Here is an 11518-nt window from a genome sequence, read left to right as displayed (position 1 = left end):
ACCCCTCGCCACATTACGTCTCCCCATTCGGGGGGATTGTGGTGCTTGTGGATGCACTGGGGCTTGGTGTGTCACTCGGCGCGGGGGTCGGTGTGGGCGTCGGAGTAGGGGTCGGGGAAGGTGACGGAGTTGGCTTCGGCGTCCGTCGCCGGGTGGGTGTCGCCGACCTGCTTACCGTAGCCGACCGTGACACCGTCGGCTTGACAGGCGTCACCGGTCTTGGTCGAGATGATGTCCGGGTCGGCTCCGGCGATGAGACCGGCCGCGTGGAAGCCGGCTCGGAGCCGGCCGGGGTGACCGGCTGTGTGGTGGGCCCGTTGTCGAGACCCAGCTCGGGCAGCCCGCCCGCCGCGAGCGCTCCGAAGCCCACCGCCGCCGCGCATCCCGCCGCCGCGAAGATGCCGACGGCCGTACGGCGCCCGCGACGCCGCTTGCCCGCCGGGTGCGCCTGACGCGCCGTCGGAGCGGGCGGGCGCCCCACTCGCGTCGGCGTGGGCGGTGAGAGCGGCTCAGAGGCCTCGTACAGGCCCTCGTAGGGGGTGGCCTGTCGTCCGGTCGTCTCCCGGGTGGTGAAGCCGGAGGAGTCGGCCTGCCGTTGCGTCGCCTCCCGGATCGCGTACCCGGAGGGGTCGGTCAGCATGCTGAGGTTCGTATCGGCCGACGCGGCGAGCGAGTCACGCAGCACCATGGCGCGGTCGGCGAGCTCCTGCGCGGTGGCGGGACGGTGCTCGGGGCTCTTGGCGAGCATGGCGACGACCAGGTCGCGCACCGGCTTCGGCACGCTCTCGGGCAGCGGGGGTGTCTGCTCGTTGAGGTGGAGGAGGGCGATCGCCACCTGGTTGCCCGCCGTGAACGGCGGCCGGCCCGCGAGGCACTCGTAGGCCACCACACCGAGAGAGTAGATGTCGGTGGAAGGCGTCAGCGGGCTGCCGGAGGCCTGCTCGGGGCTGACGTACTGGGCGGTGCCGAGCACGGTGCCCGTCATGGTCATCCGCGCGCCCTCGAGGGCGCGGGCGATGCCGAAATCGGTGATCTTGATGTGCCCGGTCTCGGTGACCAGCAGGTTCCCGGGCTTGATGTCGCGGTGGATGATCCCGGACCGGTGCGCGGTGTGCAGCGCCCGGGCCGTCTGCCCGACGACGTCGAGCGTCACCTCCGGGCTCAACATGGTGTTGCGGGCCAGGATCGCCGACAGCGGCTCGCCCGGCACCAACTCCATCACCAGGAAGGCGATGTCCTCCTGCTCGCCGTAGTCGAAGACCTGGGCGATACCGGGGTCGGCCAGCCCGGCGGTGATGCGCGCCTCGTTGCGGAAGCGCTGCCGGAACTCCGGGTCCGCGGCGACGTGCTGGCGCAGCAGCTTGACCGCGACGTCGCGGCCCAGCAGCTCGTCGGAGGCACGCCACACCTCTCCCATGCCGCCGGTCGCGATGCGCCCGGTCAGCCGGTAGCGGTTGCTCAGCACCCGGTTGGCGAAGGTCACTTCCCGAGCACCGCCTGCATCACGTCGTGCGCGATCGGCGCGGCGACCGCGCCGCCGGTGGCGTCGTTGCCGGCGCTGCCGGACTCGACGAACACCGCGACGGCGACCTTCGGCTCCTCGCCGTCGCCGGCGGGGGCGAAGGAGATGAACCAGGCGTGGGAGGGAGCGTTCTTGCTGGTCTCGGCCGTACCGGTCTTGCCGGCCACGGTGGTGCCCTGCAGCGCGGCGGCCTTGCCGGTGCCGTTCTGGACGACGCTGATCATCATCTGGCGCAGCTTGTCGGCGACGTCGGGGCTGACGGCCTCGTCGAGCTCCTGCGGCCGCGCGCTGTCGATCTCGTCGCCGTCGGGGCCGACGACCTTGTTGACGAGGTAGGGCTTCATGACCTTGCCCTTGTTGGCGACGCCGGCGGCCACCATCGCCATCTGGAGCGGGGTCATCTGGTTGCTGCGCTGCCCGATCGCGGTCTGCGCCAGTGCCGCCTTGTCCTCGTTGGGGCCGATGTCGCTCTTGACGACCGACAGCGGGATCGCCATCTCGTTGCCGATGCCGAACTTCGCCGCCTGCTGCTGGAGCTTGTCGTACCCCATCTCCAGCGCCATGGAGCCGAACGCGGTGTTGCAGGAGATGGTGAGCGCGTCGATCAGGCTCGCCCGGCCGCCGCACGACTCGCCGTGGTAGTTGCGCAGGCCGATCGTGGTGCCCGGCAGCGGCAGGACGTTCGGCGCGTCCACCGTGGTGTTGACGTCGCGCGACTCGTCCTCACTGAGGTACGCCGCCGAGGTGATCACCTTGAAGGTCGAGCCGGGGGCGTAGGTGGTCTGGATCGCGCGGTTCAGCAGGGGCTTGTTGTCGTCCTTGTCGAGCTTGTTGTACGCCGCGGCGGCCTTGGACTTGTCGGGCATCGCCATGGTGTTGGGGTCGTAGCTCGGCAGGGACACCATGGTGAGGATCGCCCCGGTGCGCGGGTCGAGCGCCACCACCGCGCCACGCTTGCCGCTCTTCTGCATGTCCTCGTAGGCGACCTTCTGAGCCTCCGGCACGAGCGTCAGGTCGATGGCCGCGCCCCGAGCCGGCTTGTTGGTGATCATGTCGACCGTGCGGCGCACGAACAGGTCGGCGTGGGAACCGTCGAGGTAGCTGTTCTCGGCCGCCTCGATGCCCCTCGCGCTCTCGGGCGCGAAGAACCCGATGACCGGCGCGTAGACCGGGCCGTCGACGTACTTGCGACGGAAGCGGAAGTCGCCGCCGACGTCGACCGACTTGGCCAGCGTCTGCCCCCCGGCGGTGATCATGCCGCGTTCGACCTGGTAACGGTCGAAGAAGGTGCGCCGGTTGAGAGGGTTCTCGCGTAGCCCGTCCGCCTTGACGGCCTGCAGGTAGTTGATGTTGATCATCAACAGCCCGAACATGAGCAGGCAGGCTACCGAGGCTCGCTTGAGCGTGCCGTTCATCGCTGGAACACCTGCGTCAATCCTTCGTCCTGGATGGCTTGCGGCGGCGGCCGTCGGGCCGCATCTGACATGCGTACCAGAAGGGCGATAAGGATCCAGTTTGCCAGGAGGGCCGAACCGCCCTGGGACATGAACGGCGTGACCAGACCCGTCAGGGGAATGAGGTTCGTCACTCCGCCGACGATGATGAACACCTGCCAGGCGAGGATGAACGAGAGGCCGCCCGCCAGGAGCTTGCTGAAGGGGTCGCGAGCGGCGAGGGCCGTACGCAGGCCGCGCTCGACGATCAGGGCGTACACCATGAGGATGGCCATCAGGCCGGTCAGCCCGAGCTCCTCGCCCGTGGCGGGGAAGATGAAGTCGGAGAACGACAGCGGGATCATGGCGGGGTGCCCCTGTCCGAGGCCCGTGCCGAGGATGCCGCCCGAGCCCATGCCGAACAGCCCCTCCATCAACTGCGCGCTGCCGCCCACCTTGAAGAAGAGCTCGGGGTCGCTCGGGTGGAGCCACACTTCGAAGCGGTCGCCGACGTGGCTGAAGATCTTGCCCGCGACGAACGCGCCGCCGACGAACAGCAGCACGCCGATGATGACCCAGGACGTGCGCTGCGTGGCGATGTAGAGCATCGCGATGAAGGTGCCGAACAGAAGCAGGGAGGTGCCGAGGTCCTTCTCGAGCACCAGCACACCGACGCTCACGATCCAGGTGATGAGCACCGGGCCGAGGTCGCGGGCGCGGGGCAGGTCGATGAAGAGCAGGCGGCGTCCGGCCAGTGCCAGCACGTCGCGCTTGGCGACGAGGTAACCGGCGAAGAAGACGACCAGCGCCAGCTTGGCGAACTCACCCGGCTGGATCGAGAAGGAGCCGAGGGCGATCCAGATGCGGGCGCCGTTGATGTTCTTGCCCAGGAAGGGCACCAGAGGGAGGATCAGGAGCGCGAGGCCGACGAAGCCGGCGGTGTACGTCATGCGCTGCAGCGCGCGGTGGTCGCGCAGCACGATGAGCGTCACGGAGAACATGACGATGCCGAGCGCCGTCCACATGAGTTGGGTGGCGGCGGAGGCGATCTTGGTGTCCTGCTCGATCCGGTAGATCATCACCAGGCCGATGCCGTTGACCAGCGTCACCAGCGGGAGAATCAGGGGGTCGGCCCAGGGGGCGAACTTCGCCAGCACGAAGTAGGCGGCGAGCATCAGGCCGCCGAGCCCGAGGCCGTAGGTCAGCATGCCCGCGGGCACCTGGCCGTTGATGCCGAGACCGACATTGGCGTAGGCCACCATGACGATCGCGACGGCGAAGGCGAGCATGATGAGCTGCGCCCCCCGTCGTTTTGCGGTCATGGGGACGGCCGCGACGTCGTCAGCACTCACTTACTAAGACCTCGTGGGACTGGAGGAAGCCGAAGGCTGGGTGGACTTGGGAGGCTTTGTGGGGCTCTTCGTGGAGGTCGAAGAAACCGAAGGTTCGTCGTCGGTGGTCTTCTGGTCGCCGCCGGATTTCGCCTTCAAGTCGTTGATCTTCTTCTGCCCTGCCTCGAGATCGGCCACGGAGATGCCCTGCCGCACCTGGCCTCGCTCCGGCTCGGGAATGGACGAGACCGAAAGACCGGTGCTCTGCACGACGGAATTCAGTTGGATCGGTCCGATGGAGGTGTCGACCCCGCGAAACAACACTAGCTCGTCACCTTTTGCGCCGACGTAGTACTGATCCTGGGTCCACCTGTACCCGAAATAGACGCCGCCTCCCACCACCACCCCCAACAGGCCCAGCACGACCACCGCCGTGGGCCACAGGCGTCGTCTGACACGCCGCGGGGCGGCCACGGCGTTCAACGCCGGGCCGCCCGCGGGATTGTCGAGGTCGTCGTCCACGAGCACAGGCTGGGGGGCGGTGATGGTGGACGCGCGCCCCGCCGGTGTGTCGGGAGGTTGTGATCGGAGCCGGTTGGAGCCGGCCGCTCCCACGACCGCGGCGTCACCGGCCACGACCTGGCCTTCCTCGATCTCGACGACGTCGGCCACGATGCAGGTGATGTTGTCGGGGCCGCCGCCTCTGTTGGCGAGGTCGATCAGCTGGCGGACCACCGACTCCGGCTCGTCGACCGTGGTGAGCGTGTGGTGCAGCGTCTCGGCGCTGACCACGCTCGAAAGGCCGTCGGAGCACAGCAGGTAGCGGTCGTTGATCTGCGCCTCACGCAGCGACAGGTCGGGATCGACCTCGCCGCTGCCGTCGAGCGCCCGGAGCAGGATCGAACGCTGGGGGTGGCTCGCGGCCTCCTCCTGCGTGATCCGCCCGTCGTCGACCAGCGACTGCACCAGGGTGTGGTCGTGGGTGATCTGGTACAGCTCACCGTTGCGGAGCAGATAGGCGCGGGAGTCACCGACGTGGACCAGGGCGACGCGGGTGCCTGACCAGAGCATGGCCGTGAGAGTGGTGCCCATGCCCTTGAGGCTGGGATCACGACCCACCATCTCGTGCAGCCTGCGATTGGCGTCGCGCACCGCGGCCTCGATGGCGCCGAGCAGGTCACCCCCGAACGCGTCCCGGTCGAGGGACGACATGGCGGTGATGGCGACCGAACTGGCCACCTCACCGTGAGCGTGCCCGCCCATGCCGTCTGCGACGGCGAGCAGGCGCGGGCTCGCGTACGCCGAGTCCTCGTTCCCTTCGCGGAGGAGGCCGACGTCCGAGCGGGCGGCGTAGCGGAGTGCGATTGTCATTTGCGCAATTCGATGACGGTTTTACCGATGCGGATCGGCTGGCCGAGGTGCACCGGAGTCGGGCGGGTCACTTTTGAGCGGTCAAGATACGTGCCGTTGGTCGAGCCGAGGTCTTCCACGATCCACTGACCGTCCTGCGGGAACAGCCGGGCGTGCCGGCTCGAAGCGTAATCGTCGCTGAGAACCAGCGTGGCGTCATTCGCCCGACCGATAGTGATTGGCGTCTCCGTGAGGTTGATGATGGTTCCTTGCAGGGGACCACCGGTAACGACCAGTTGTCTCGGCTCCCCCTTCTTCGGCTTCGCGGGCTGACGTGCGGGTTTGATGGGCTTGCGCACGGTCGCCGGAGCGGTCGCGCGGGACCCGAACAAGTCTGTCCGGATCACACCCACCGCGGCAATCACAAAGAACCACAGCACCGCGAGGAACGCGAGCCGGATCAGCAGCAGAGTGAGCTCGGACATGGACCGTCTGTCTACCCTTAATCTCGCCGGAACACCAGAGTTGTACGCCCCAACGTCACACGTGTGCCGTCTTGGAGCTCAATACGGCGAACCGGCTGGCCGTTGACGAAAGTGCCGTTCGTTGAACCGAGATCGACGAGGGCGACGAGCGGCCCCTCGACCCTGAGCTCGGCGTGGTGCCTGGAGACTCCGGGATCGACCAGCCGCAGATCGCAGTCGGTGCCCCGCCCGAGGAGCGTCACCGGGGTCGTCAGCTCGAAGGAGCGCTGACCCTGCGGGTCGTCCTGGGTCGACACCAGCAGGCGTGGCCGGCCGTTGAAAGCACTCGGCCTGCCCGCCGGAAGGTCGCTCACAGGCTGCCGGATCTCGTCCTGCTCGACCGTCGCGCCCCGGATGACCCCCGAGCGGATGCGGAACAGGCCGACCGCGAGGTCGTCGGCGGTCTCGAAGCGAACCCGGACGGGTCCCACGAAGGAATACCCCTGCTCCTTGGCGTACTCCCTGGCGAGGTTGGCGAGCTCGTGGCTGATGCTGTCGGCGTACACCTCCAGCCGCTCGCTGTCGGTCGTGGACAGCTCCACCACGAAGTCGTTCGGCACGAGAGTGCGACCCTGCGCCACGATCGCGGCGCGTTCGTCCATCTCCCGCTGTACCGCGCTGGCGACCTCGACCGGCTGAAGGTCAGATTTGAACGCCCGCGCAAAGGCCCCCTCAACCAAGCCTTCGAGCCTTCGCTCGAAGCGCTGAAGGACTCCCACCGGGTACCTCCCTTCCTCCATCGTCTAGGAGGATCGTATCCGGGTTCGTAGGCATGCACGGATCCGTGCTAGCCTTTCCAAGCACTCAACGAAGGGCGAGTGGCGGAACGGCAGACGCGCACGGTTCAGGTCCGTGTGCCCGAAAGGGTGTGAGGGTTCAAATCCCTCCTCGCCCACGGCGGCCTCTGGTGGTCGAAGCTCCGGCTTCTTCCCCAGAGGCTTTCGTGTTTTCCCAGGGGGACGACCCCCTGGAACCCCCGCGAGGGCCCCGGCTGGTCGAAGCTCCGGCTTCTTCCCCAGAGGCTTTCGTGTTTTCCCAGGGGGACGACCCCCTGGAACCCCCGCGAGGGCCCCGGCTGGTCGAAGCTCCGGCTTCTTCCCCGGGGCTTTCGTGTTTTCCCCGGTCGTGCCGGCGCCGCCGTACGGTGGCCGGGGTGGCGGACGTTCGTGAACTTGGCACCAGCGTTCCTCCAAGGGTCTTCGTGCCCAGGTGGATGCCCGGCGGAGCCCACCCGATCTTCTTTGCCGAAGCTTTACCGCGAGGCGCCGAGACTTTGCCTCCCGGCGCACGCCTCGCGCCTGCTACCCGGCGTGTCGCTCCGGACACCTTCGGGAACGGGGATCTTTCGGACGGACGCGCCGGCGCAGTCCGGACCGCCGGCCCGCCCGTCCGTACCCGATATCTACGAGGACCGGCTTTCAGATCGCTTTCGGGGAGCTTGCACCGCTTTCGTGGCTGTCCACTCTGTGCGCCGCTCCCGTCGCAGGCCCTCACCTGGTACGACAATCCAATGTCTCATTATTCAGGACGTATCGTCTTGTGGAGCGAGATTGCCCTTAAGGTGCCCTCATGAGGACACCGAATCGCTGGATGATGCTGAGCCTGGGCATGGCCGCCCAGGCGGCCGGCTGCGTGTTCATGTACGGCCTGCCGTTCCTCCTCCCCCTGCTGCGGCAGGAACTGCGTCTCACGCTCGCCCAGGCGGGTCTGATCGTGGGCGCCCCCAGCGCGGGGATGCTGTTCACGTTGATCGCCTGGGGCTGGCTGGCCGACCGGTACGGCGAGCGGCTGGCGATGACCCTCGGCCTGGTCCTCGCGACGGTGTTCCTCGGCTGCGCGGCCTTCACCACGACTCCGGTCCCGCTGGCCCTGTTGCTCGCCCTGGCGGGGGCGTCGGGCGCCTCGGCCAACGCGGCGAGCGGCCGCGTCGTACTGGGGTGGTTCCCCGCCGAGCGCCGCGGCGTCGCCATGGGATGGCGGCAGACCGCCCAGCCCATCGGCGTGGCCGTGGCGGGGGCGGTGCTCCCGCCTCTGGGGAGCCTGCGCGGCGCCCTGCTGGCCATGGCGGCCATTTGCCTGGTCACCGGCATCGCGGTGGCCGCCCTGGTCGTCGACCCGCCGAGGGGGACGGCCCGGTCCGGTGAGCGCACGGGGTCTCCCTATCGCTCCGCCGGGCTGTGGCGGGTGCACGCGGCGAGCATGCTGCTGGTGGTCCCGCAGTTCGCGACCGCCGCGTTCGCCCTCACCTACCTGGTCGCCGAACGCCACTGGGACCCGGCCGCCGCCGGCAGGCTCGTCGCCGTGGCCCAGTTCGCGGGGGCGGCGGGCCGCCTGTTCTGTGGCCGCTGGTCCGACCGGGCGGGCAGCCGGGTACGGCCGATGCGGCAACTGGCACTCGTCAACGCCGGCGTGATGGTCCTGCTGGCGCTCGCCGTCCAGTTCGGTACCACGGCCGGGACCTTGCTGCTGATCGCCGCCCTCGTGGTCTCCATGAGCGGCAACGGCCTGGCCTTCACCGCCGTCTCGGAGATGGCCGGACCGGCCTGGGCGGGCCGGGCCCTGGGCGGGCAGAACACCGTCCAGAACCTGGCGGCGGCCGCCACCCCCGGCGTGCTCGGGGCGATGATCGGCCAGATCGGCTTCGGCGCGGCGTTCGGGCTGGCCGGCGCGCTCGCCCTCGCGGCCGCCTTCGCCACACCCCCGGACCCCGCCTGAACCGCCCCAGAGGCCGCCTGACGCTCTCCGAGCCTCTGGTGATCATGATTACCCCGTAAGAGCCGAACGGCGCCCAGGGAGTCGTTGGGCGCCGTCAGAGGGGGATCACGCGCTCTGGGCGGCCGTCCGCCTGCGCTCCTGGACGGGAGCGGGCGCGGTACGGGTGTTGAGCAGCTCGCCGACGAGGTCGGTCAGGGTGACCAGCCCGACGACCCGCCCGCCGTCGCCGGTGACCAGCCCGAGGTGGGCGTGGGCGTCCTGCAGGCGTGCCACGGCCTCGGGCAGCGTGGTCGACGCCTCCAGGCGCGGGACGGGACTCATCAGCTCCTGAGGAGAGCTGCCGGGACGGATGAGCGTGTCGCGCACGTGCAGCACGCCGAGGACGTCCTCGGGGGAGCCGGCGGTGACCAGCAGGCGCAGGTGGCCGCTGGCCGCGGCGGCCCGCCGGACGACCTCGTCGGACGCGCCGGCGGGTACGGACGAGGCCTCGGCGATGGGCACCATCAGGCGCTCGATCGGCTGCGACTGCACCCGAAGCGCCCTGGTCAGCAGGTCGTGCTCGGTCCTGTCCAGCAGGCCCATGCGGGCCGACTCGCCGACCAGCATCGCCAGCTGCGGCGGGGTCCGCGTGGTGGCGAGCTCGTCCCTCGGCCGGACGCCGAACGCGCGCAGCAGGCCGTTGGACAGCCCGTTGAGGGTCGCCAGCACGGGCCGGGCGACCCACGTGAAGCCACGGAAGGGCAGCGCCAGTCCCATCGCGGCCCGCTCGGGGTGGGTGAGGGCCCACGACTTGGGCGCCATCTCCCCCGCCACCATGTGCAGGAACGTGATGATCGTCAGTGCGATGACGTACGCGACGGCGACCCGCATCGATTCGGGGAGGCCGACCAGCCCGAAGACCGGCTCGAGGAGGTGCTCGATGGTCGGCTCGGTGACCATGGCGAGGCCCAGAGAGCACAGCGTGATGCCGAGCTGGGCTCCGGCCAGCATCAGCGACAGCTCGCGTCCGTTGCGCAGCGCGGCGCGGCCGGCCGTCCTGACCAGGCGCCCGCCGCCCGCCGCGGCCTCCTCCAGGCGGTGCCGCCTGGAGGACACGACGGCGAACTCGGCGGCGACGAAGAGCCCGTTGCCGATCAGCAGGACGACGCCCAGGAGAAGCGCGGTGAGGGTGTTCACCGGGCCTCACCCCCCACCATGGCCGCGTCCGCCGGGACTCCGGCCGTTCGCGGCGCGAGCCGTACCCGCTCGGGAACCCGGCGCTGCACGGCGAGGACCGTGAGCAGGACCTCCCGCTCGGCGGGGTCCTCGTCCTCCAGGAGGTGCATCTCCGGCACGAGCGCCACGACGATCTCGTCCCCGGGCTCGGCGAGGCGTCCGAGGCGGGCCATGATCAGGCCGGCGACCGTGTCGTAGTCGTCGCTCTCGGGCAGCTGCAGGCCGGTCGCGCGCTCCACCTCGTCGAGCCGCAGGGTGCCCGACACCTCCCAGATGTCGTCGCCCAGGGAGGCGGCGTCGGCGGGGTCGGGGTCGTTCTCGTCCATCAGCTCGCCGACCAGTTCTTCGGCGAGGTCCTCCATCGTCACGACGCCGGCGAGGCCGCCGTACTCGTCGATGACGCAGACCAGCTCGACCCCCGCCGTGCGCATGCGTTCCAGCAGCGTGGGCAGCGGCAGCGACGTCGGCACCAGCAGGGGGGTGGCGGCGATGCGATCGAGGGGCTCCTCGTGCGACGCCGCGCGCACCAGTTCGCGCAGCCCGGCCACGCCGACGACGTCGCCGTCCTCGCCGAGCACCGGGTAGCGCGAGTGCCCGGCCGACCGGAGCGCCTCCAGCAGGTCGGAGGCCGGACGGCCGGCGCGCAGCGACACCACGCGGGGCCGGGGGACCATGACGTCCTCGGCCGTGCGGTCGCCGAACTCCAGGGCCCGTTCGAGCAGGTCGGACAGGCGTTCGGACAGGTCGCCCGCGGCCTCCGACTCGGCGATGATGCGCGAGAGCTCCTCGGGGGTGGCGCCGTGCTCGACCTCCTCGACCGGCTCGACGCCGACCAGGCGCAGCAGCCGGGTGGCCGAGGCGTCGAACAGCCGGATGACGGGCCCGGCGACGGCCAGGTAGGCCAGCGTCGACCGCGCGAGCCACTTGGCGACGGGCTCGGGGCGGGCGATGCCGAAGTTCTTGGGCACGAGTTCGCCCAGGACCATCTGGACGATCGTGGCGATCACCAGGCCGAGCACGACGGCGATGCCGGGGGCCGCCTCGGCCGGCACGTTCACGGCGGTGAGGCCCGAGGCGATCAGCGGGGCGAGCGCGGGTTCGGTGATGAAACCGACCAGGAGCGTGGTGACGGTGATGCCGAGCTGAGCGCCCGAGAGCATGAACGAGAGCCTGCCGGTGACCCGGAGGGCCCGCTCGGCGGCGGCGTCACCCGCGGCGGCCTGCGCCCGGAGGGCGGACCGGTCGGCGGCGACGAAGGCGAACTCCTGCGCGACGAAGTAGCCGGTCGCGAGGGTGAGAAGAAGTACGGCCGGCAGACCGAGAATCATGGTCATCGGTCTGTCGTTCCCGGTTCAATTGAGCCCGTGCCACGGCACGGGCAGGTACTCCAAGGGTCCGGAGCGGACACGACTGTCCTTTCGCTAGCGG

At 69.9% G+C, this 11518-nt stretch carries 9 protein-coding genes and 1 tRNA gene; 2 read left to right on the top strand and 8 right to left on the bottom strand.

Translation table 11 applies throughout. The annotated features are described in order from the left end of the window. Window positions 1–13: 13 nt before the first annotated feature. From KIK05_RS37725 to KIK05_RS37700, 6 genes are read right to left on the bottom strand one after another with little or no spacing between them, the layout of a single operon-like run. Entirely contained in the window at window positions 14–1483 is a 1470-nt protein-coding gene (locus KIK05_RS37725) for a serine/threonine-protein kinase (protein WP_308250283.1), read from the bottom strand. Further along, the gene (locus tag KIK05_RS37720; protein WP_214415656.1) at window positions 1480–2937 is read right to left on the bottom strand and encodes a peptidoglycan D,D-transpeptidase FtsI family protein; all 1458 of its coding nucleotides are present in this window, start codon (window positions 2935–2937) and stop codon (window positions 1480–1482) included. Before KIK05_RS37720 ends, KIK05_RS37725 begins: the two co-directional genes overlap by 4 nt. Next, window positions 2934–4277: an FtsW/RodA/SpoVE family cell cycle protein gene (locus KIK05_RS37715; protein ID WP_214415705.1), complete on the bottom strand. Its 1344-nt coding sequence runs from the start codon at window positions 4275–4277 to the stop codon at window positions 2934–2936. The genes KIK05_RS37720 and KIK05_RS37715 overlap by 4 nt, the downstream gene beginning before the upstream one ends. A gap of 33 nt (window positions 4278–4310) precedes the next feature. Continuing rightward, a complete protein-coding gene (locus tag KIK05_RS37710; RefSeq protein ID WP_214415655.1) occupies window positions 4311–5657 on the bottom strand; it encodes a Stp1/IreP family PP2C-type Ser/Thr phosphatase in 1347 nt (448 codons plus the stop codon). Beyond that, window positions 5654–6121 (bottom strand): FHA domain-containing protein FhaB/FipA, encoded by a 468-nt coding sequence (locus KIK05_RS37705; protein ID WP_214415654.1) that lies wholly within the window; start codon window positions 6119–6121, stop codon window positions 5654–5656. The genes KIK05_RS37710 and KIK05_RS37705 overlap by 4 nt, the downstream gene beginning before the upstream one ends. 17 nt (window positions 6122–6138) lie before the next feature. Beyond that, on the bottom strand, window positions 6139–6879 hold the full coding sequence (locus KIK05_RS37700) for an FHA domain-containing protein (protein WP_214415653.1): 741 nt from the start codon (window positions 6877–6879) through the stop codon (window positions 6139–6141). 93 nt (window positions 6880–6972) lie between these two features. Between KIK05_RS37700 and KIK05_RS37695 the strand changes: the two genes are divergently transcribed. Both KIK05_RS37695 and KIK05_RS37690 read left to right on the top strand, forming a co-directional pair. Continuing rightward, window positions 6973–7055 (top strand) — tRNA-Leu (locus KIK05_RS37695). Window positions 7056–7729: 674 nt separating this feature from the next. Beyond that, window positions 7730–8875 (top strand): MFS transporter, encoded by a 1146-nt coding sequence (locus KIK05_RS37690; RefSeq protein ID WP_214415652.1) that lies wholly within the window; start codon window positions 7730–7732, stop codon window positions 8873–8875. Between the two features lie 105 nt (window positions 8876–8980). Here the strand turns inward: KIK05_RS37690 and KIK05_RS37685 are convergent, their stop codons facing one another. Together KIK05_RS37685 and KIK05_RS37680 are read right to left on the bottom strand one after the other, a co-directional pair. Next, on the bottom strand, window positions 8981–10051 hold the full coding sequence (locus KIK05_RS37685; protein ID WP_214415651.1) for a hemolysin family protein: 1071 nt from the start codon (window positions 10049–10051) through the stop codon (window positions 8981–8983). Continuing rightward, window positions 10048–11424, bottom strand: a complete 1377-nt coding sequence (locus KIK05_RS37680) for a hemolysin family protein (RefSeq protein ID WP_214415650.1) — start codon at window positions 11422–11424, stop codon at window positions 10048–10050. The genes KIK05_RS37685 and KIK05_RS37680 overlap by 4 nt, the downstream gene beginning before the upstream one ends. Between the last annotated feature and the right edge of the window lie 94 nt (window positions 11425–11518).

The organism is Sphaerisporangium fuscum (genome assembly GCF_018531465.1).
Classification (GTDB): Bacteria; Actinomycetota; Actinomycetes; order Streptosporangiales; family Streptosporangiaceae; genus Sphaerisporangium; species Sphaerisporangium fuscum.
This window is presented reverse-complemented; position numbering and strand designations above follow the sequence as displayed.

Coding starts and splice junctions, on each gene's coding strand:
- KIK05_RS37715 (WP_214415705.1), bottom strand. CDS start 4,277: ATGACCGCAAAACGACGGGGGGCGCAGCTCATCATGCTCGCCTTCGCC.
- KIK05_RS37690 (WP_214415652.1), top strand. CDS start 7,730: ATGAGGACACCGAATCGCTGGATGATGCTGAGCCTGGGCATGGCCGCC.
- KIK05_RS37720 (WP_214415656.1), bottom strand. CDS start 2,937: ATGAACGGCACGCTCAAGCGAGCCTCGGTAGCCTGCCTGCTCATGTTC.
- KIK05_RS37705 (WP_214415654.1), bottom strand. CDS start 6,121: ATGTCCGAGCTCACTCTGCTGCTGATCCGGCTCGCGTTCCTCGCGGTG.
- KIK05_RS37680 (WP_214415650.1), bottom strand. CDS start 11,424: ATGACCATGATTCTCGGTCTGCCGGCCGTACTTCTTCTCACCCTCGCG.
- KIK05_RS37710 (WP_214415655.1), bottom strand. CDS start 5,657: ATGACAATCGCACTCCGCTACGCCGCCCGCTCGGACGTCGGCCTCCTC.